A 20843-nucleotide genomic window follows, 5' to 3' on the forward strand; every position below is an offset into this window, starting at 1 on the left:
CCGGCAGACTGGCATGCAGCCTGCTTGTACCTGCTCTGCGTTGCCGGCGTGACGGTTTTCCGTACACCTTCACTGTCACCGCACCTTCATCCGGCACCACTAGACTGCGCGCAGAATCGATGAGGAGACAGGCCATGAGCTTGCACAACACTGCCAATCAGCCGCAACACCTGAACAACCACGCCCGCCCAACGCCGATCGGTGGCTTCATCATCGACGCTCAGGGGCGCGAAGTGCCGATCACCGAAGCGATGATCCAGCAGGCCTGCCAGCTTCTGGAACAAAGCCAGCAGAACCGTCCACAGAAACGCTGAAAAAACTCAGCCGGGCTGCCCGCTCGTGGCAGTCCATCGTTCATCCATCATGGCTCGCGCGGCGCGAACTTCAGCGACACCGAGTTGATGCAGTAACGCAAACCGGTCGGACGCGGCCCATCAGGAAAGACGTGGCCCAGGTGCGCATCGCATTTGGCGCATCTGACCTCGATACGCTGCATGCCATGGCTGAAGTCATCCAGCTCACGGATCACCGTCGCACTGAGCGGCTGAAAATAGCTGGGCCAGCCGCAACCGGAATCGTACTTGGCGGCGGAGTCGAACAGCGCCTCGCCACAACAGACGCAGTGATAGACGCCCGCCACCTTGCTGTCGTGATATTGCCCGGTAAAAGGCCGTTCGGTGCCGCCCAGGCGGCAGACGTGGAACTGTTCCGGCGACAACGCTTCACGCCAGGCATCCAGGGATTTCTCGACTTTATCCACGGACTGCTTCCCTCCTCGTAAAAAAGCCCGACCGACAGCTTTGCCAGGGTCAGGCTGCAACGTATGATTCGTGCCCAGTCTGTCACCCGCCCTGCGGGCTGCCAAGGTTCCGCCAGAGGATACTTTTGCAGCGTGATTCAGCGGGTCCTCCACCGAATGGGATTTCTCACATGCAGGTCAGCAAATCGAACAAGCTCGCCAACGTCTGCTACGACATTCGCGGGCCGGTGCTCAAGCACGCCAAGCGTCTGGAAGAGGAAGGCCATCGCATCCTCAAGCTGAACATCGGCAACCCGGCGCCGTTCGGTTTCGAGGCCCCGGAAGAAATTCTTCAGGACGTCATCCGCAACCTGCCCACCGCCCAGGGCTACAGTGACTCCAAGGGACTGTTCAGCGCGCGCAAGGCGGTGATGCAGTACTACCAGCAGAAGCAGGTCGAAGGCGTCACCATCGAGGACATCTACCTCGGCAACGGTGTCTCCGAGCTGATCGTGATGGCCATGCAGGCGCTGCTCAACAACGGTGACGAGGTGCTCATCCCGGCGCCCGACTATCCGCTGTGGACTGCCGCCGTGGCGCTGTCCGGTGGCAAGCCGGTGCACTACCTGTGCGACGAGCAGGCCGGCTGGTTCCCGGACATCGCCGACATGCGCGCCAAGATCACGCCCAATACCAAGGCACTGGTGCTGATCAACCCGAACAACCCCACCGGCGCGGTGTACTCCAGGGAAGTGCTGCTGGATATCGTCGAACTGGCGCGCCAGCACAACCTGGTGATCTTCTCCGACGAGATCTACGACAAGATCCTCTACGACGAGGCCGTGCACATCAGCACCGCCTCGCTGGCACCGGACGTGCTCTGCCTGACCTTCAACGGCCTGTCCAAGAGCTACCGTGTGGCGGGTTTCCGCTCCGGCTGGGTGGCCATCTCCGGGCCCAAGCACCGGGCGCAGAGCTATATCGAAGGCCTGGATATCCTGGCCAACATGCGCCTGTGCGCCAACGTGCCGAGCCAGCATGCAATCCAGACCGCGCTCGGCGGCTACCAGAGCATCAACGACCTGGTATTGCCCAACGGCCGCCTGCTGGAGCAGCGCAACCGCGCCTGGGAACTGCTCAACGACATTCCAGGGGTCAGCTGCGTCAAACCCATGGGCGCGCTGTATGCCTTCCCCAGGATCGACCCCAAGGTCTGCCCGATCCACAACGACGAAAAGTTCGTCCTCGATCTGCTGCTGTCGGAAAAACTGCTGATCGTCCAGGGCACCGCCTTCAACTGGCCGTGGCCGGATCATTTCCGTGTGGTCACCCTGCCCCGCGTCGACGACCTGGAGCAGGCCATCGGTCGTATCGGCAACTTCCTCAAAGGTTACAGCCAGTAAGCCGACATGGACCTGCAGATCGACGATTTCTACAAGGACGCCGCCAGCGGCCTGCTCATGCTCTATCAGGCCTTCCCGCGCAAGATGGCGCTGTACGTGGAAGACCTGATCGGGCGCGAGGAGCCGGACGAATTCGGCCTGCCCAGCAAGCGTCACCAGGCCTGCCTCGGCGCGCTACTGTGGCTGGCCGAGGAAGGCTATCTGCGTTTCGAGTCGACCATCGCTTACGACGCGCTGGATCAGGCGGTGCTGAGCGAGAAAGGTTTTCTGCGCCTGTCACGCGCCATTCCCCACGCTTTGCGCGAGGGTGAAGTGCTGCCGCCAAGCGTGCGCCGCGTACATGCCACATTGGCATTTCAGCTGCGCGAGGCCCTGGCCCAGCAGCACGGCGAGCGCACCGCCCGCCTGACTCGCCTGCTGTTCGAGAGTACGCTACAAGGTCAAGAGACATAGTTTGAAATAGTCGCTGGTTGAAAGCCCCGGGGGGGCGCCCTTATATAGCCGGCATTACTCGTACGTCTTTCCCCGTGAGGAGTCCGTTCACACCATGATGCGCATTATGTTGTTCCTGGCCACCAACCTGGCGGTTCTGGTTATCGCCAGCATCACCCTCAAACTGCTGGGGGTCGACCGTTTCACCGGCCAGAACTATGGCAGCCTACTGATTTTCTGCGCCGTGTTCGGTTTTGCCGGCTCGCTGGTGTCGCTGTTCATCTCCAAGTGGATGGCGAAGATGAGCACCGGCACACAGATCATCACCCAGCCACGCACCCGTCACGAACAGTGGCTGCTGCAGACCGTCGAGGAGCTGTCGCGCCAAGCCGGGGTCAAGATGCCTGAAGTCGGCATCTTCCCGGCCTACGAGGCCAATGCCTTCGCCACCGGCTGGAACAAGAACGACGCACTGGTCGCGGTCAGCCAGGGTCTGCTCGAGCGTTTCTCCCCTGATGAAGTGCGTGCGGTACTGGCTCACGAGATCGGCCACGTTGCCAATGGCGACATGGTCACCCTGGCACTGATCCAGGGTGTGGTGAACACCTTCGTCATGTTCTTCGCGCGCATTTTCGGCAACTTCGTCGACAAGGTGATCCTCAAGAACGAAGACGGCCATGGCATCGGCTACTTCGTCGCGACCATCTTCGCCGAGCTGGTACTGGGCATCCTGGCCAGCATCATCGTCATGTGGTTCTCGCGCAAGCGCGAGTACAAGGCCGACGAAGCCGGTGCTCGCCTGGCCGGTACCGGCTCCATGATCGCCGCGCTGCAGCGTCTGCGCGCCGAACAAGGCGTGCCGGTGCAGATGCCCGACAGCCTCACTGCCTTCGGCATTAATGGCGGCCTGAAGAACGGCCTGGCCGGTCTGCTGATGAGCCACCCGCCGCTGGAAGATCGTATCGAGGCGCTGCGCCGCCGCGGCTGATCCATCCGTCATGGACAAAAAAGGCGACCTTCGGGTCGCCTTTTCATTGGGGCTGCCGCTAGCGGCGCGTCAGATGAAAGACTCTCTCATCCACTGCAGCGAGACCGCTATCGCTGAAACGCGGATTACCGGCCAGCACGTCCTTTTCCTCGACCATGCGCAGCGCCCAACTGGCCGCGAAATGCTGCATCACCTCAGCGTCTTCGACCGAGAATGGCGGGCCATCCATCCGCTGCTGGTCGTACACCAGGGTCACCAGCAGGCCCTGGCAGTTATCCGGCAATATCGCCTGCAGGTGGGCGGCGTAGCGCTCGCGCATTTCCGGCGGCAGGGCGATCAGCGCAGCGCGGTCATAGAAAGCCCGGCACCCGGCAACGTCGTCACGACTCAAGGCGAAAAAGTCGCCGCACAAAATCCGCAGCGTGCCCGCCTGGTAGACCTTGAACACCCCGTGCTGCGACACCTGTGGCTGCATATCACGCTCAACGAAGAAATCCTGCACCGCGCGCTCGGCCAGCTCCACACCGATCACGGCATGCCCCTGCTCCGCCAACCAGACCAGGTCGAGACTCTTGCCACACAGCGGCACCAGCACCGCCGCACCTTTCGCCAGCCCGAGCGCGGACCAGTGACGACGCAGGTAGCCGTTAACCTTTTGCTGATGAAAACCGATCTGATCGCGCGCCCAGCGCTCCTGCCAGAATGTCGCGTGCATATCCACTCCCCTCACCTAAACTGGAAATAACAACCCATACGCTAAATGACTCGATGCCAGCACGCCATCTGCTGCCCTGCCTGTTACTGGCTGTCTCGACCTTGGCGCAGGCCAATGACCAAGACAACGCAACCGTGCGCCTCGACACCAGCCTCGAGGATCCTTACCAACTGGTGGTAGACGGCGAACTCAGCGGTAGCTCGGTAACTGTACTCGAATGCATCTTCAATCGATTGCAGCGGCCTTATCAGATCCAGCTCACATCGCTGAGTCGAGCCCGGCAGAATGTCAGTAGGCGCATCGCCGATGGTTTCTTCAGCTCGGCACCAGACAGCCAGGTCGATGGCTACGCGCAGCTGTCCGCCCCGCTTCTGATGGAGAAATGGTACTGGTATGCCCAGGATTCGCTGATCCTCAACAAGCCGATTTGGGACCGCGAGCTGCGCATCGGCAGCGTGCTGGGAAGCAACAGCATGACCTGGCTGGAGGCTCGCGGCATCGCCGTAGCGCAGAAGGTACCGCGCCTGGAGCAATTGATCGAATTGCTGCAACGTGGGCGCATCGATCTTTTCCTGGCCGATGACAATGCCATGCGGAGCGCCCTCTCTGAGCAGCCACCCCAACAGGCTCTGCAGCGACGCTTCGTACGCTACTCACCACTGGGCGTCTATTTCTCTCACGATTTCCTGCAGCACCACCCTGATTTCCTCAGCGCCTTCAACCGTCAGGTCGAACACTGCGCCCCCAAAGGTAGCGCGCTGACTGACGCCGAAGCCCATTATCTGCGCCAGTTGACCGCCCAGCATCTGAAGCGCTGGGCCTACCATGACGAACTGTTGAACGCCCTTCGCCAGGTAGCCGCGCGCAATACGAGCATGGAGCGCATTAACGAGCTGAACAGGCAATGGCTGCGTGAACTCCTGCTTGAGGAAAAGCCACTGATCCGTCGCCTGCTGCAGACGCCGCCGTCACGCCTGCTGGCCAACATAGCGCGTCAACATCACCTCCTGTTCAATGAGATCTTCCTCAGCGACCACTCCGGCCAATTAGTCGCCATCAGCGAAGTCACCAGCGATTATTGGCAAGCTGACGAAGATGACTTTCGACAAGCCATGCGCCTGGCGCCTGGCCAGATCCATATCGGCGATATCGAGTACGATGGTTCGACCCAGAGCTTTCAGAGCAAGGTTTCTGCGCCTATTCACGACCCACGGGATGGGCAGTTTCTCGGCGTGCTCAGCCTGGGCATCAATATCGAGACCGCGTTTGGCGCCAACCTGCGCTAAACATCTAACCAGTCGATTGATACCGCGGAAAAACATCATTATTAATCGATGAAGACCTCGGAGAAAATGTGAGCACATTTCTGGAGGTCGTCATGCTGCCCAGCCTGTTCATTTCCCATGGTTCCCCCATGTTGGCCCTGGAGCCCGGTGCCAGCGGCCCGGCGCTGGCCAAACTGGCCGCCGATATACCCAGACCCAACGCCATAGTGGTGGTGTCGGCGCACTGGGAAAGCCAGCGCCTGCTGCTGACGGCGGGCGAACACCCGCAGACCTGGCACGACTTCGGCGGCTTTCCAGCCGAGCTGTATGCGGTGCAGTATCCGGCCCCCGGCGCACCGAAGCTGGCCGAGCAGATCGCCCAGCAACTGAACGACGTGGGTCTGTCCGCACAGCTCGATGCGCAACGCCCCTTCGACCATGGTGCTTGGGTGCCACTGTCGCTGATGTATCCGCAAGCCGACATCCCTGTTCTGCAGCTATCGCTACCCAGCCGCCTCGGCCCCGAGTTGCAGACCCGCGTGGGCCGTGCTCTGGCCAGCCTGCGTGCACAAGGCATCCTGCTAATTGGCTCCGGCAGCATCACCCATAACCTGGGCGAGCTGAACTGGCGTGCCGGCCCGGACGTCATCACACCCTGGGCCAAGGCGTTTCGCGACTGGGTGGTGGAAAAGCTCGAAGCGAACGACGAAGAGGCCTTGCACCATTACCGACTGCTGGCGCCGAATGCCGTACGCAATCACCCCACCGAAGAACACCTGCTACCGCTGTTCTTCGCCCGAGGTGCTGGCGGTACCTTCACGATTGAGCACAGCGGTTTCACCTACGGCGCCCTGGGGATGGATATCTATCGCTTCGGCTAGCCGCTGTTTTTCACACTATCCCAGGCGATCTGCGCCAGTAGCTCGCGGCAATCGCCAAGCTCGCTCTGGGTGCGGCCAGCCAGCCAGTTGCGCGCCAGATCATGCGTCGGACCGATCACCACCGAGGCGAAACAGTCATCCGGCAGCGCCTTGAACAGTCCCTGCCGACGGTACTCGGCGAGCGCCGTGAGAATCTGCGCAAAATGCTGACGATTGGCTTCGCGCAGCGCATCGCCCATTTCCCCCGCTTCGACCCGACTACGACTGTGCAGGATGAAACGCGCCCAATCAGGATTGGCCACCACCCAATCGATGTAGCTGGTCACCAGCAACTTGACGCAGGCCTCGGCGCTGGCCGCGCTGGCAAATCCGCGCTGCAGCAGGTCGGCGTATTGTGCGGTGCCGGCCAGATAGAGCGCGGCGATGATCCGCTCCTTGTTGCCGAAGTGGTGATACAGACTGCCGATGCTCGCGCCAGAACGGTCACGGATCATCTCGATGGTGGTGACATCGACACCGTGCTCGGTGAAGCAGGCCAGCGCAGCCTGCAGGATCTCGTCTTTGCGTGATGGACGGGCCATGCCGCTCCTTATGACTAGAATATTTTTCTAGAATAACTTTCTAGTGCTCGTATACTGCTCCGGCGCGCGCTCATCTTCAATCGCAAACACGCAGGAGAGAGTCATGAGTCAGATGTTGCAGATGTTCCAGCAGGCCGGCGCTGCCCAATTCAGCGCGATGATCGGCCAGGTCGCCCCCTACTTCGCCAGCATCGCCCCGCAGATGGTCGAGCTGCGCCCCGGCTATGCCGAGGTCCGCTTCGCCAAACGCCGTGAAGTGCTGAATCATATCGGTACGGTGCACGCCATCGCCCTGTGCAATGCTGCCGAGCTTGCCGCCGGCAGCATGACCGACGCCTCCATTCCTGACGGTTGCCGCTGGATTCCCAAAGGGATGACGGTGGAATACCTGGCCAAGGCAGACGGCGACATCCGCACGGTGGCCGATGGCAGCGCGGTGGATTGGGATCAGACCGGCGACATCAAGGTGCCGGTGATGGCCTACGTCGGTGACAAGCCGGTGTTCCGCGCCGAAATCACCATGTACGTCAGCCAGGCCTGAAATGCAGAGGCCCGTCATCGACGGGCCTCTGATCCACTCAGTCGAGTCGCACCAGCACGCGACCGACCATGCCGCCAGCCAGTATCCGTTCGATGGCCGCCGGCAGCTCTTCCAGACCGACTTCCTGGCACAGCGCCGAGAGATCGAGCTTCCACTGCAACGACAGCTTGTCCCACATCGACGCCTTGACCACCAGAGGCAGCTCCACCGAATCCACGCCAAGCAGGTTGACCCCGCGCAGGATGAACGGCAGTACGCTGCCCTGGAAGCCGACGCCAGCAGTCAGCCCGCAACAGGCCACGCTGCCGCTGTGGCGCAGCGACTTGACCACATTGAACAGGATGTCGCCACCCACTGTGTCTACCGCTCCCGCCCAGCATTCCTTGAGCATCGGCCGCTCACTACCTTGCTGCAGCTCTTCGCGGCTGACGATCTCGTCAGCACCGAGACCACGCAGGAAATCGCCCTGTTCGGCCTTGCCGGTCGCGGCGGCTACGCGATAGCCGAGCTGCTTGAGGAGCACCACGGCGATGCTGCCAACGCCGCCCGTGGCACCGGTGACCAGCATGGTGCCGGACTCCGGAGTAACGCCGGCCTGCTCCAGCTTGTCCACGCATAGCGCGGCGGTCAGGCCGGCGGTGCCGAGAATCATCGCCTCGCGCAGCGGCAAGCCTTGTGGGCGCTTGATCGCCCAGGCCGCCGGTACGCGGATGTACTGGCCGAAACCACCGGCAGTGTTCATGCCCAGGTCGTAGCCAGTGACGATCACCTCGTCGCCCACGGCGAACTCGGCCACGGCGGACGCCTCCACCACGCCAGCGGCGTCGATGCCCGGCGTATGCGGATACTGCTTGGTAACCCCGCGATTGCCGCTGGCCGACAGCGCATCCTTGTAGTTGAGCGAGGAATAGCGCACGCGGATCAGCAGATCGCCTGCGGGCAGATCCTCGATCTGCCGGGCTACTACCTGGCGCCGAAAACTGCCATCGGCACCCTCGCTGACCAGCAAAGCCTTGAATTCAGTCATCACCTTCTCCTCTTGTCGTTGTTCGGTGGCGTGCTCTTACCAGAAACGTTGCTGATTGAGTCTGCTCAGCCAGGTCAGGACGAAGCGATCTGCCGCCATGCTGGCCGCCAGCCCGACACGCTCCTGCAAACTCTTTTTATGAACGAAATGCAGATAGAACAGCTCAGCCTCGGCGGCGCGCTCGGCCAGGTACTGGTCGCTGGTCTTTAGTTCATCCACCAGCAGGCGCTCTTGCGCCGCAATGCCCAGCCAGACCTCACCGGTGGCGATGGCATCGATGTCCAGCTGAGGGCGGTAACGGGCAACGAAGCCTTTGAACAGTTCGTGGGTGGTCTCCAGGTCTTCCTGGAATTTCTCCCGGCCCTTTTCGGTGTTCTCACCGAATACGGTCAGCGTGCGCTTGTATTCGCCGGCCGTCAGCACCTCGAAATCGATTTCGTGCTTCTTCAGCAGACGATGCACGTTAGGCAACTGCGCCACCACGCCAATGGAGCCGAGGATGGCAAAAGGCGCACTGAGAATCTTCTGGCCGATGCAGGCCATCATGTAGCCGCCGCTGGCCGCTACCTTGTCCACGCACACCGTCAGCGGGATGCCCGCATCGCGGATACGCACCAGTTGCGACGAAGCCAGGCCGTAGCTATGCACCATGCCGCCACCACTTTCCAGGCGCAGCACCACTTCGTCATCGGCCTTGGCCATGGACAGCAGCGCCGTCACCTCATGGCGCAGGTTGTCGGTGGCTGAGGCCTTGATATCACCGTCGAAATCCAGCACGAACACCCGCGGTTTGCTCGGCGGCGCTTTCTTTTCCTGCTTGGCCGCCTTGGCCTGCGCCTTGCGCGTGGCCTTGAGCTGATCCTTGGACAACACGCTGTGCTCCAGGCGCTCACGCAGATCCTTGTAGAAATCATTGAGCTTCTGCACCTGCAACTGACCACTGCCGCGCCGCCCTCTGCCGCGCGTGGCGGCGATCGCCACCAGCACCACGACGATGGCGACCACCAGGGTCAGGGTTTTCGCCAGAAAGCTGGCGTACTCGCTAAGAAACTCCACGGATCCCCCTTGGACAATGCAGCGGCGCCTGGGCGCACAAAGCCCCAAGCATACCGGCGCAGCGCCTCGCCGGCCAAGCGCGGCAGCACTGCACAATGGACATACAAGCAATTCAAACAAGCGTATGTTTTTTCGTTGACAGCCCCCGAGCTTCCTCATACCCTCGCCAAACATTCAACGTGCCGGGACCAATACGGACGTGGGCAGCATCTATCTGATTCGACATGGCCAGGCCTCATTCGGTGCAGACGACTACGATGTCCTGTCTCCCGTCGGCGTGCGCCAGGCCGAAGTACTGGGCGAACATCTCGAACAGCTCGGTATCGCCTTCGATCGTTGCGTCAGTGGCAGTCTGCGCCGCCAGCAGCATACCGCCAACGCCGCCCTGCAGCGCATGAGCCAGGCGCCAACGCTGGATATCGACGACGCCTTCAACGAATTCGATGCCGACGCGGTGATTCGCACCCTGTTGCCAGAACTGCTACCGGAAGAGCCCGAAGCGCTGCACATCCTGCGCAATGGCGCGCAGAACCGCGCCGAGTTCCAGCGCCTGTTCGCCAAACTGATCCAGCGCTGGATTTCCGGTGAGCATGACAAACCCGGCCTGCAGAGTTGGCAGGCTTATGTCGAGCAGGTCGAAGGCGGTTTGCAGCGCATCCTCGAACAGGCCGGCAGCAAACAGAACATTGCCGTGTTCACCTCCGGCGGCACCATCACCGCCTTGCTCCGCCTGATCACCGGCGTGCCTTCGACAAAGGCCTTCGAACTGAATTGGCAAATCGTCAATACCTCGCTCAGCCAGCTGAAATTCCGCGGCAGCGAGGTGAGTCTGGCTTCCTTCAACAGCCATGTGCATTTACAGCTGCTGAAGGCGCCGGAGCTTATCACCTACCGATGAGCTCCAGCCCACTGCGGCCGTGAGGCTGCGCGAAAAAACCGAAAAAGGATAAGACCATGAGTGTTGCTGACATCGCCCAAACCATGCAGTCCAAGTTCAACGCCAGCGCCGCTGCAGGCCTGGATCTGGTATTCCAATTCAACATCGAAGATGGCGAGAACTACGCGCTGATCGTCAAAGACGGCACCTGCGCCCTCGAGCAAGGCGACAACCCGAACGCCAACGTGACCCTGATCATGGACAGCGAAACCCTCAAGGGCATCGTCAGCGGCGAAACCGACGGCATGCAGGCTTTCATGGCTGGCAAGCTGCGCGCCGAAGGCGACATGATGCTGGCGATGAAGCTGGGCGAACTGTTCCCGGTCTGATCGGCGAGCTGAGCGCAAAACACGAAAACCGGAGTCCTGGCACTCCGGTTTTTTATTGCCTGCGCACAAGCGAAAGCTCAGGTTGAAAATGAATGATCAGGCAGTTTGATCGAGGTGCAACACGCCTGCCTATAACGGCGCGTATTGCTTGTGACAGCCCAGGTGCAGCATTAGATTAGCCAATTATCTAGGGCCCCCATCATAAGTAGAAGGGATAAATATGGCGCTCACTGACCAATCCACCCGTATCCGCGCGGGCGAAGAGCTCGACGCTGGCGTCATCGATGCCTACCTCAAGGCCCATATCCCAGGCCTGAGCGGTGAAGCGAAGATCAGCCAGTTTCCCGGTGGTGCATCCAACCTGACCTACCTGATCGAATACCCGCAGCAGGAGTTCGTCCTGCGCCGTCCGCCGTTCGGCCACAAGGCCAAGTCAGCGCATGACATGGGCCGCGAATACCGCATTCTCAACCAGCTCAATGCCGGTTTCCCCTACTGCCCCAAAGCCTACGTGCATTGCACCGACGAGTCGGTGATCGGCGCCGAGTTCTATGTGATGGAGCGGGTCAAGGGCATCATCCTGCGCTCGGAAATGCCGGCCGAGCTGAATTTCAGCGCCGAGCAGACCACAGCGCTGTGCAAGAGCTTCATCGACAAGCTGGTGGAACTGCACAACGTCGACTACAACGCCTGCGGCTTGGGCGACCTGGGCAAGCCCGAAGGTTATGTCGAACGCCAGATCAAGGGTTGGAGCGAGCGCTACGAGAAGGCCCTGACACCGGACGCGCCGACCTGGGAGCCGGTCAAGGCCTGGCTGCGCGACAAGATGCCGGCCGATCACCACAAGCCGGGCATCGTGCACAACGACTACCGCTTCGACAACGTGATCCTCGACCCGAACAACCCGATGCAGATCATCGGCGTGCTCGACTGGGAGATGACCACCATCGGCGACCCGCTGATGGACCTGGGCAACACCCTGGCCTACTGGATCGAAGCCAGCGACCCTGCGCCGGTGCAACTGATGCGTCGCCAGCCGAGCAACGCGCCGGGCATGCTCACGCGTCAGCAGTTCGTCGACTACTACGCTGAAAAAGCCGGCATCGCGATCGACAGTTTCGACTTCTACTACACCTACGGCCTGTTCCGCCTGGCCGGTATCGTGCAGCAGATCTACTACCGCTTCTATCACGGCCAGACCCAGGACAAGCGCTTCGCCCAGTTCATTCACATGAACAAGCTGCTGGAGCAGATGTGCCTGCAGGTCATCGGCAAATCCACTCTCTAACCCTGGGGTAATCACCATGTCCAAGACCCAACTGTTCGACCTCGACGGCAAGATCGCCTTCGTTTCCGGCGCCAGCCGCGGCATCGGCGAGGCCATCGCCAAGTTGCTGGCCCAGCAAGGCGCGCACGTGATCGTCTCCAGCCGCAAGATCGAAGGCTGCCAGGCCGTGGCCGATGCCATCACCGCCGAGGGCGGCAAGGCCACCGCCATCGCCTGCCATATCGGCGAGATGGAGCAGATCACCAATGTCTTCGCGCAGATCAAGGAACAGTTCGGGCGCCTCGACATCCTGGTCAACAACGCCGCGACCAACCCGCAGTTCTGCAACGTGCTGGATACCGACCTGGGCGCCTTCCAGAAGACGGTCGACGTCAATATCCGCGGCTACTATTTCATGTCCATCGAAGGCGGCAAATTGATGAAGGCAGGCGGTGGTGGCTCGATCATCAACGTCGCCTCGATCAACGGCGTATCCCCCGGCGAATTCCAGGGCATCTACTCGGTGACCAAGGCCGCGGTGATCAGCATGACCAAGGTGTTCGCCAAGGAGTGCGCGCAGTTCGGCATTCGCTGCAACGCCCTGCTGCCAGGCCTGACCGACACCAAGTTCGCCTCGGCACTGACCAAGAACGACGCCATCCTCAAGCATGCCCTGCAGCGCATCCCGCTCAAACGCGTGGCCGACCCGAGCGAGATGGCCGGCGCAGTGCTGTACCTGGCCAGTGAAGCATCCAGCTACACCACCGGCGTGGCGCTGAACGTGGACGGCGGCTTCCTCTCCTGAGGCCAGATAGCACGCAGCAAAAAGGCACCCGAAAATTAATGCCAGTCAGTTAAGGGTACCAAAGTGGCCTTTCGTAGGAGCCCCGCCCCGGGGCGAAGTTTCTCAATTGCGCGCGGCCTGCTTCGCGGCGGGGCGCCGCTCCTACAAATTCGCTGCGTCGATTTGTAGGGTGGACCGGGCGGTGCTCCACTTTAGCCCACCAATGTAGGTCGCGGTGGGCTGAAGCCCACCCTACGTCACCAACGCGAACGCCAACTTCGCTCCCCTCTCCCGCCCTTCACGCACCCTCCCCATCAAGCGGGAGAGGTTCATCAATTTTTGTAGGGTGGGCTTCAGCCCACCAATCACTCTCGGTGTGGGCTAAAGCCCACCCTACATCTACCTGCCTGCTGGCCGCTACCAATCCTTCAACGCCGCTTCCGCCGCCGGGTTCATCGGCTCGGCCAGCAGGCCGGTCGGCGTCAGGCTGACGCTGTACACCGCATCGGCCGCGATCGGCAGATAGGTGACGCGCAGCGCCTGTGGATCGAACAACAACAGATCACGCTGATTGAGCCGCAGCCAGCGCCATAGATCGACGCCGTACGGGCTTTCAGCCAGTTGCACACGGCCATGTTGCGCCAACGCCTGCTGCTCGATGGCCAGAAAACGCCCGGACAGACGTTCCAGACGGTAACCCGGCTCAAGACCGATCAGCTCAGCCAGCCCCTTCCAGCGGATCAGGCGACCATCGAGTTGCCACATGTCGCCCTCGAGCGTGACAGTGCGCTCGCGCCCCCCTTCGAGCAGCGTCACCTGATAACGCTGCGGACCATCAGCCTTGAAGCTCAGCGTCACCAGCGGCTTGCCCGGCTGCAGCGGCTCGTAGGTATACAGATCGTAAGCTAACAGACCGACCAGGCCGGCCAGGGCGAGAAATGCCAGACCACAGGTGCCACGCAACCAGCCGAGGAACCAGCCCGTATTGAGCAGAATGCGCAATGCCACCAGCAGCGCCAATACGGCCAACAGCGCCACGGCCCAGGCCAACCCGTCGTATTGCATCGATTGCGTTCCTTCTCTGACGAAATCCCGGCATTATGCGCAGCTCTCCCCACGACGAACAGCCAGCAGGCTGCGCACTCGCCCACAAGTCGACACTTTAATATGCCCTTCGCTCTCGAGCTCGCCATCGATCCCAGCACACTGGCCATTCTCGCTCTGGTCGCCTTCATCGCCGGCTTCATCGACGCCATTGCCGGTGGTGGCGGCCTGCTGACCATCCCTGCTCTGCTTACCGCAGGTTTACCGCCGCACCTGGTGCTGGGCACCAACAAGCTGTGCGCCACCTTCGGCTCGGGCACCGCGGCTCTCACGTTTTATCGCCGCAAGCTGTTCGATCCGAAACAATGGCGCAACGCGTTGCTGGCAACCCTGATCGGCGCCCTGCTCGGCGCCGTCATCGCGCACTGGATGCCGGCCGCCTGGCTCAACCAGATGCTGCCGGTGATCGTCTTCGCCTGCGGTGTTTACCTGCTGTTCGGACGTATGCCGGAGGCACCAGCCGAACACGACCTGCCGATAGCGCGCGGTCGGCAATGGCCTCAAGGGCTTGGCCTGGGACTCTACGATGGGGTGGCGGGCCCCGGCACCGGCGCATTCTGGACGGTCAGCAGCCTGCTGATGTATCCACTCGACCTGGTGCGTGCCAGCGGCGTGGCGCGTACCATGAACTTCGTCAGCAATGCGGCGGCGCTGGCGGTGTTCATCGCCTTTGGTCAGGTAGCCTGGGGGCTCGGTCTGAGCATGGGCGCCGCCTTGATGGTCGGCGCCTTTCTCGGTGCGCGCACCGCGATCAAAGGCGGTTCGAAGTTCATTCGCCCGGTGTTCATTACGGTGGTATTGGCGCTGGCCGCGCGCCTGGTCTGGCAGCACTGGGTCGCGTAGGGCGGGCGCAACCCGCCAGAGTATCGATTTGGCGGGTTGCACCCGCCCTACGACAGACTCGGCTCGGGCAGACCGAGGCGGCGCGCGACGTAGAGGTCGATCAGATGGCGAGCGATGGAGCGCGACGCCGGCAACGGCGGCAAGTCATCAACGCGAAACCAGCGCGCATCCTCGATTTCGTCTTCCTGCATGACGATATCGCCACCGGCATATTCGGCATGGAAGCCAAGCATCAGCGAATGCGGAAACGGCCAGCCCTGGCTGCCGATGTACTGCAGATTCTTCACCTCGAGCCCGACTTCCTCGCGCACCTCGCGTGCCACGCAATGCTCCACCGACTCGCCTGGTTCGACAAAGCCTGCCAGGGCGCTGTATACCCCTGTCACGAAACGCGGCGAGCGCGCGAGCAGGACTTCATCGCCACGCGTCACCAGCACGATCATGCTCGGCGCCAGGCGCGGATAATGCTGCGATTCGCAGCTGTCACAACGCATGGCCCGCTCGCCAGGAAGCTGTCGGGTCGGCGTACCGCAACTGCCGCAGAAACGATGCTCGGCGTACCAGGTGCCGATCTGCGCGGCGTAGGCGAGCATGCGGAAGGTTTCCGCCTCGCCCTGCAACATAAACTGGCGCAGGCTCTGCCAGTTGCAGCCATCCAGCGCGGCCGACGGTTTGACCTGTAGGAGATAGACGGCGTCCTCACCGAAATGGCCAATGCCCTGCTCGCCGATGATCGGCAGATCCTGGCGCTTGATCCAGTCACGCGGAAACAGCACGCCATTGCTGTCGGCAAGAAAGTTCTGCTGGCTGTAGAGCAGCGCCCAGCCACCCGGCTGGGCCGGATCGAGGAACGTATTACGCCAGACCATCAGGCAGCCACCGGCATGCCCAGCGCCTTGACGCTCTCTTCGGCGAGGTCGAGCACGCTCGGGCGGGTTTCAGGACGCATGACGGCGCCAGCTTCCAGGTAGTACTCCAGGCTGCTCAGCGCATCAGCCAGGGTTTCCAGCATCTGCTCCGAAGGCATCTGACCGCTGTCGAGCATGCGCGTCTGGATGTAGTCGGCGCACGCCCCGACCAGCATCGCGGCACGACGCTGCTCGAGAAACCACAAGCCGCCACGCACGGCCTGCAGGCTGAACGGCACGTTGGACAGGTGCATCTTGTCGCCAGCCGACTCCAGATACGCGGTGATCGCGCGCTTGGCCAGAGCCAGACCGGCCTGTGCCTCGTCGACCACGACGATACGGGCTTCGTTGAGCTGATGAGTAGCGAAAGAATCGGCCTCATTGCCCGGCTCGACGGCAGCCGGCCTGATATCGCGACCTTCGCCACGTTCCAGGCTGGCCACCATGCCTTCGACATAGAGCACGGCATCGGCCAGCTTGTGCAACTGCTCAGCCTGTGGCGGCGCGTCTTCGCTCCAGGCGGCGACCAGCGGCAACTGCGCACCGAGTGAGTTGCCGGCAGAGGTCAGACCGACCATGCCCAAGGTCTTGGCCAGCTTACCCAGCATTGCATGCAGGGTGCCCAAGGTTTCGCCTTGCAAGGTGCCGCGCTCGAGCAGGTCGAGCATGTCCTTGACGCTGGCCAGCTCTTCGCGAATCGCCGTGGACAACGAACGCATCACCGCCTGGCCCGGCCCGGCCAGGCGCCGGTATTCCTCTTCCAGCAGGTGGTCAGTGAACGGCAACGGCGTGAGACCGAACACTCCGCGCATGGCGCTGGCGTGCGGGCCGTGGCTGTCAGCCAGCGCGACCAGATACAGCAGCTCTTTCAGCAAGCTGCGCGGTGCTTCGTACTGGGGGTTGCCGAGCATCAGCTTGAGTTCGCGATCGACCCGCGAGAACAGCTGCTTGCGCGATTTACGTGGCAGCAGTTGACCATCGCACTGCGCTTCGATGGCGGCAGCGCCAATCCAGCACATGCGCCCACGCGGCTCATTGGCGAACAGGCTGTCCAGGCGCGCCATCGCACGCATCATCAGCTTGAGGCTGGCCTGCGGATTCTGCTCACGAATGAAGCCCAGCAGCCCTACCTGATACATGTGACGCAGGCGCTTGCCTTCGCTCAGTTTGGCCGCGCCATCGAGTGGCTGGGTAGCCGTATGTGGCCGCGCATGATCGAGGCGCACGCTGAAGAAGAAACTTTCCGGCAGCGGCTGCTGCGCGCCAGCCTGACGCAAATCGTTGATCGCCGGCAGCAGCAGTTCAGGCATTTCCTGCCGATGAGTGTCGACGTTTTCCAGATAACGGCGCAGCACATGCAGGGCATTGCTCAGTGCCGAGAGTTGTGCGTCGCGCTCCTCACCGGCACCGGCCGGGATATCGGTGGCCTGATCGAGCACTTCCTGGGCCAGCAACTCGGCACCGGCCAGCTCGATCAGGTTGAGCGTGCCGCGCACCTGGTGCAGGCTTTCCACCGCTTGCTGCAACAGACTGCCGTTATGCCGCTCGGCGATGAAATGCTCCAGGCTCTGCTCGGCCTCTTCCATGGTGACGAACAGCTCGTCGCGCACCAGATTCAGGGATGTGGCTCCACTTACCATGCTCTGGGCCTCGCAGCGAACATCAGCGGATACGGCATCAGTCGGCGAACTCCGGCTTCTGCTTGGTCATGTGCGCCGCCATGGCCAGGCGCAGGTCTTCCGATTGCAGCATGGCGGCGTTCCAGGTGGCGATGTATTCAAGGCCATCGTCGACCCGGTGATCGCGCATATAGCGAATCATTTCCTTGGTGCCACGCACGGCAATCGGCGACTTGGCGGCGATTTGTGCGGCGATCTCCATCACCCCGGCCAGCAGCGCCTCCTGATTCTCGTAGGTGCGATTGACCAGGCCGATACGGGCAGCTTCCGTGCCATCGATGTTGCGCCCGGTGAAGGCCAGCTCACGCATCATGCCGTCGCCGATGATGCGCGGCAGACGCTGCAGGGTGCCGACATCGGCAGCCATGCCCATGTCGATCTCCTTGATCGAGAACTGCGCATCGAGCGTGGAATAACGCATGTCGCAAGCGCTGATCAGGTCGATGGCGCCGCCGATGCAATAGCCCTGAATGGCAGCCAGCACTGGCTTGCGGCAATTGTCGACGGCGTTGAAGGAGGCTTGCAGCTCGAGAATCTTGCGGCGCAGCGTGGTGGCGTTACGGCCGACATCCTTGCCCAGTTGCGCACCGACCGAGGCCAGCAACATCAGATCGATGCCCGAGGAAAAGTGCTTGCCGGCACCGGAAAGCACCACCACGCGGACCGCATCGTTGTCATCGACCCACTGGAAGATCTCGATGATCTCGCGCCAGAAGTCGGCATTCATGGCGTTGACCTTGTCCGGTCGGTTGATCTGCACGTGAGCGATCTTGCCCACCTGCTCGATGCGGAAGGCTTTGTAGTCGGACATGGCAGGCATCCTCAGCCGCGGCTCGGCAGCACAGTAACAATTTTGTGATTAATAACCGAGCAACTATAACAAGCACGCCATAAAAGTCGATGCTTGCCAGCGTGACGCAGGCCACAGCCCGGGCGTTATCAACTGCTTTGAATATCAGAGATAAGCGTTTGATCTGCCGAAGAACTTGCGCTTCGGCAGATCCGGGGTGGTTTATTCCACCAAGCAATCCACCGTGTAGTGTCCGGCGTCGGTTTGCAGGCCATGTACATCGACGTCAAAGCCGGGGAAAGCCTTGTCGAAGGTGCGCGCGAACGCCAGGTAGTCGAGAATCGAACGACTTTGCGTGGTAAAGCGCTCACCCGGCATGATCAGCGGAATGCCGGGCGGGTAAGGCACCAGCATCACCGCCGCGATACGCCCCTGGAGCTGGTCGATCGGTACCGCTTCGACCTCGCCCCGCACCAGGCGGTCATAGGCATCAGCCGGTTTGATCGCAATCTCTGGCAGTGCCGTGTACATGCTTCGCAGCGCCTTGGCCGTGGCGTTGTCGCGGTAGCACCCATGCAGCGCATCGCACAGATCGCGCAGCCCCATGCCCTGGTAGCGGCCCGCGCCAGCGTGGGCGATGGAAGGCAGCACGTCGATCAGCGGCAAGTTGGCATCGTAGCTGCGTTTGAACTCCAGCAACTCGGTCAGCAGCGTGCTCCACTTGCCCTTGGTGATGCCCATGGAGAACAGCACCAGAAAGGAATACAAGCCGGTTTTCTCCACCACCAGGCCGCGCTCCCAGAGGAACTTGCTGACCACCGCAGCAGGAATCCCCTGCGGCTCCAGCTTGCCGGCGGCGCTGAGCCCCGGCATCACCAGGGTGACCTTGATCGGATCGAGCAGCACATAGTCATCGGCCACTTCGCCAAAGCCATGCCAGTCGGCGTCCGGCTGCAGCACCCAGTCGGCCGTGGCAAGGCTGTCGGCGCCATCGGCTGCACCCGGCTGCCAGATGCTGAACCACCAGTCCTCGGCGCTCAGGTTACGCCGCACATTGGCCAGGGCACGGCGGAAGCTCAGCGCCTCGTCGAAGGTTTCCTGAATCAGCGAACGCCCGGCCGGGCCCTCCATCATCGCTGAGGCCACATCCAGCGAGGCGATGATGCCGTACTGCGGCGAGGTGGAGATGTGCATCATGAAGGCTTCGTTGAAGCGGTCGCGATCCAGCTGGCGCTGCCCGCCATCCTGCACGTGAATCATCGAGGCCTGGCTGAAGGCTGCCAGCAGCTTGTGCGTGGAATGGGTGCTGAACACCAGCGGTGAATGCTCGTCGTACTGGGTGCCCATGCCATAGCGGCCAGCGTAGAACTCGTGAAAAGCGGCGTAGGCGTACCAGGCCTCGTCGAAGTGCAGCACTTCCACCGAGTCTCCAAGCGCCTGCTTGACCATCTCGGCGTTGTAGCAGAGCCCGTCGTAGGTGGAGTTGGTCACCACCGCCAGCTTGACCTTGGGCGCCCTGCCGCGTGCCAGCGGGCTGGCGTCGATCTTGGCCTGGATCGACTCTTTGCTGAACTCGGAGAGCGGAATCGGCCCGATGATGCCCAGCTCGTTGCGCTCCGGGCACAGGTACAGCGGAATTGCACCGGTCATGATGATCGAGTGCAGGATCGATTTGTGGCAGTTGCGATCCACCAGCACCAGGTCATCGCGGCCGACCATCGAATGCCAGACGATCTTGTTCGCCGTCGAGGTGCCGTTGATCACGAAAAAAGTGTGATCGGCGCCAAAGTTGCGTGCCGCACGCGCCTCGGCCTCGGCCAACGGTCCGGTGTGATCGAGCAGCGACCCAAGCTCCGGCACCGACACGGACAGGTCGGAACGCAGGGTGTTCTCACCGAAGAACTGGTGGAAGGCCTGGCCCACCGGGCTCTTGCGATAGGCCACGCCCCCGCCGTGACCTGGCGTGTGCCAGGAATAGTTGGATTGCGCGGTGTGCTGCACCAGCGCCTTGAAGAACGGCGGCAGCAGACCGTCGAGGTAATTGTGCGCCGCCCGCGCCACCTGACGGGCCAGGAAGGACACGGTGTCTTCGTAGAGATAGAGGATGCCCCGCAGGTGATTGAGATCGGCCATGGCTTCGGCCGGCGCATTCTCGATAGTGACCTGCTCGCCCAGGGCGAAGATCGGCAATTGCGGCGCCCGCACCCGCGCCACACGAATCAGCTCGACCATGTCCTGCAGCAGGCGGCTGTTCTCGCCAGCGCCCTCGGCCGCCACCAGGATGCAGGCCAGACCGTGATGGGTGGAGGCGACGATGCGCCCCTCGGCAGCGCTGGCCGTGGGCAGGATGCTGAAACCGTCCTGGGTGAGTTCCTGAGCGATGGCGCGCACGCGATCACCGGCCACGGTGTCGGCCTTGATGTCGCGATGCACGATAAGGACGGGGAATTTTAGATCTTTATACATTGTGACGTCCTGAAGGCTGGCAGGCTGGGCCTGCCCATCGCCTCAGGTTAGAGGCTCGCTCTGATCGGCGGAACCCCCTGTGCATCACGCTATAAGAAAAGGTCGCAA

Annotated in this window: 22 protein-coding genes; 12 read left to right on the plus strand and 10 right to left on the minus strand. The window is 61.9% G+C overall.

Going from position 1 to position 20843, the window contains the following annotated elements; translation table 11 throughout:
• Positions 1–134 precede the first annotated feature (134 nt).
• A complete protein-coding gene (locus N5J71_RS10930) occupies positions 135–314 on the plus strand; it encodes a PA1571 family protein (protein ID WP_003459954.1) in 180 nt (59 codons plus the stop codon).
• 47 nt (positions 315–361) lie between these two features.
• On the opposite strand, the gene msrB is transcribed toward N5J71_RS10930, so the two are convergent.
• Positions 362–760, minus strand: a complete 399-nt coding sequence (gene msrB, locus N5J71_RS10935; RefSeq protein WP_206408457.1) for a peptide-methionine (R)-S-oxide reductase MsrB — start codon at positions 758–760, stop codon at positions 362–364.
• Positions 761–930: 170 nt separating this feature from the next.
• On the opposite strand from msrB, the gene N5J71_RS10940 reads away from it, so the two are divergent.
• From N5J71_RS10940 to htpX, 3 genes are all read left to right on the plus strand, one after another.
• Entirely contained in the window at positions 931–2142 is a 1212-nt protein-coding gene (locus N5J71_RS10940) for a pyridoxal phosphate-dependent aminotransferase (RefSeq protein ID WP_079783679.1), read from the plus strand.
• Between the two features lie 6 nt (positions 2143–2148).
• The gene (locus N5J71_RS10945) at positions 2149–2595 is read left to right on the plus strand and encodes a hypothetical protein (RefSeq protein ID WP_003459949.1); all 447 of its coding nucleotides are present in this window, start codon (positions 2149–2151) and stop codon (positions 2593–2595) included.
• Positions 2596–2689: 94 nt separating this feature from the next.
• Positions 2690–3562: a protease HtpX gene (gene htpX / locus N5J71_RS10950; protein WP_278620739.1), complete on the plus strand. Its 873-nt coding sequence runs from the start codon at positions 2690–2692 to the stop codon at positions 3560–3562.
• A gap of 58 nt (positions 3563–3620) precedes the next feature.
• On the opposite strand, the gene N5J71_RS10955 is transcribed toward htpX, so the two are convergent.
• Positions 3621–4277 (minus strand): thiopurine S-methyltransferase, encoded by a 657-nt coding sequence (locus tag N5J71_RS10955; protein WP_279870872.1) that lies wholly within the window; start codon positions 4275–4277, stop codon positions 3621–3623.
• Positions 4278–4330: 53 nt separating this feature from the next.
• On the opposite strand from N5J71_RS10955, the gene N5J71_RS10960 reads away from it, so the two are divergent.
• Together N5J71_RS10960 and N5J71_RS10965 are read left to right on the plus strand one after the other, a co-directional pair.
• Positions 4331–5563, plus strand: coding sequence for a transporter substrate-binding domain-containing protein (locus N5J71_RS10960; RefSeq protein ID WP_279916849.1), 1233 nt, complete (start codon positions 4331–4333; stop codon positions 5561–5563).
• 92 nt (positions 5564–5655) lie between these two features.
• Positions 5656–6423 carry a DODA-type extradiol aromatic ring-opening family dioxygenase gene (locus N5J71_RS10965; RefSeq protein ID WP_003459939.1) on the plus strand — a complete coding sequence of 256 codons (768 nt, stop codon included), beginning with the start codon at positions 5656–5658 and terminating at the stop codon, positions 6421–6423.
• On the opposite strand, the gene N5J71_RS10970 is transcribed toward N5J71_RS10965, so the two are convergent.
• A complete protein-coding gene (locus N5J71_RS10970; protein ID WP_279916850.1) occupies positions 6420–7004 on the minus strand; it encodes a TetR/AcrR family transcriptional regulator in 585 nt (194 codons plus the stop codon). The genes N5J71_RS10965 and N5J71_RS10970 overlap by 4 nt on opposite strands.
• A gap of 103 nt (positions 7005–7107) precedes the next feature.
• On the opposite strand from N5J71_RS10970, the gene N5J71_RS10975 reads away from it, so the two are divergent.
• Entirely contained in the window at positions 7108–7545 is a 438-nt protein-coding gene (locus tag N5J71_RS10975) for a hotdog fold domain-containing protein (protein ID WP_092375654.1), read from the plus strand.
• A 37-nt stretch (positions 7546–7582) separates the two neighbouring features.
• On the opposite strand, the gene N5J71_RS10980 is transcribed toward N5J71_RS10975, so the two are convergent.
• On the minus strand, positions 7583–8572 hold the full coding sequence (locus tag N5J71_RS10980; protein ID WP_003459935.1) for a YhdH/YhfP family quinone oxidoreductase: 990 nt from the start codon (positions 8570–8572) through the stop codon (positions 7583–7585).
• Positions 8573–8608: 36 nt separating this feature from the next.
• Entirely contained in the window at positions 8609–9628 is a 1020-nt protein-coding gene (gene sohB, locus N5J71_RS10985) for a protease SohB (protein WP_003459934.1), read from the minus strand.
• Between the two features lie 199 nt (positions 9629–9827).
• Between sohB and N5J71_RS10990 the strand changes: the two genes are divergently transcribed.
• The 4 genes from N5J71_RS10990 to N5J71_RS11005 all read left to right on the plus strand — a co-directional run bounded on the left by N5J71_RS10990 (position 9828) and on the right by N5J71_RS11005 (position 12966).
• The gene (locus N5J71_RS10990) at positions 9828–10526 is read left to right on the plus strand and encodes a histidine phosphatase family protein (RefSeq protein ID WP_003459933.1); all 699 of its coding nucleotides are present in this window, start codon (positions 9828–9830) and stop codon (positions 10524–10526) included.
• Positions 10527–10582: 56 nt separating this feature from the next.
• Positions 10583–10894, plus strand: a complete 312-nt coding sequence (locus tag N5J71_RS10995; protein WP_003459932.1) for an SCP2 sterol-binding domain-containing protein — start codon at positions 10583–10585, stop codon at positions 10892–10894.
• Positions 10895–11114: 220 nt separating this feature from the next.
• Positions 11115–12182 (plus strand): phosphotransferase family protein, encoded by a 1068-nt coding sequence (locus N5J71_RS11000; protein ID WP_278620741.1) that lies wholly within the window; start codon positions 11115–11117, stop codon positions 12180–12182.
• A gap of 16 nt (positions 12183–12198) precedes the next feature.
• Positions 12199–12966, plus strand: coding sequence for an SDR family oxidoreductase (locus N5J71_RS11005; protein WP_003459926.1), 768 nt, complete (start codon positions 12199–12201; stop codon positions 12964–12966).
• Positions 12967–13362: 396 nt separating this feature from the next.
• On the opposite strand, the gene N5J71_RS11010 is transcribed toward N5J71_RS11005, so the two are convergent.
• Positions 13363–14010: a hypothetical protein gene (locus tag N5J71_RS11010; RefSeq protein ID WP_084342342.1), complete on the minus strand. Its 648-nt coding sequence runs from the start codon at positions 14008–14010 to the stop codon at positions 13363–13365.
• Between the two features lie 102 nt (positions 14011–14112).
• On the opposite strand from N5J71_RS11010, the gene N5J71_RS11015 reads away from it, so the two are divergent.
• Positions 14113–14892: a TSUP family transporter gene (locus N5J71_RS11015; protein WP_003461436.1), complete on the plus strand. Its 780-nt coding sequence runs from the start codon at positions 14113–14115 to the stop codon at positions 14890–14892.
• A 47-nt stretch (positions 14893–14939) separates the two neighbouring features.
• Here N5J71_RS11015 and nudC read toward each other — a convergent pair whose 3' ends face one another.
• The 4 genes from nudC to N5J71_RS11035 form a co-directional block, all read right to left on the minus strand.
• Positions 14940–15761 (minus strand): NAD(+) diphosphatase, encoded by an 822-nt coding sequence (nudC, locus tag N5J71_RS11020; protein WP_074856036.1) that lies wholly within the window; start codon positions 15759–15761, stop codon positions 14940–14942.
• Positions 15761–17440, minus strand: coding sequence for a FimL-related protein (locus tag N5J71_RS11025; RefSeq protein WP_074856034.1), 1680 nt, complete (start codon positions 17438–17440; stop codon positions 15761–15763). Before N5J71_RS11025 ends, nudC begins: the two co-directional genes overlap by 1 nt.
• A gap of 37 nt (positions 17441–17477) precedes the next feature.
• Positions 17478–18290 (minus strand): crotonase/enoyl-CoA hydratase family protein, encoded by an 813-nt coding sequence (locus N5J71_RS11030; RefSeq protein ID WP_074856032.1) that lies wholly within the window; start codon positions 18288–18290, stop codon positions 17478–17480.
• Positions 18291–18491: 201 nt separating this feature from the next.
• Complete coding sequence (locus tag N5J71_RS11035) at positions 18492–20735, minus strand: Orn/Lys/Arg family decarboxylase (protein ID WP_279916851.1); 2244 nt, start codon at positions 20733–20735, stop codon at positions 18492–18494.
• Positions 20736–20843 lie beyond the last annotated feature (108 nt).

This window comes from Ectopseudomonas oleovorans, assembly GCF_029845265.1.
GTDB classification, from domain to species: domain Bacteria; phylum Pseudomonadota; class Gammaproteobacteria; order Pseudomonadales; family Pseudomonadaceae; genus Aquipseudomonas; species Aquipseudomonas oleovorans.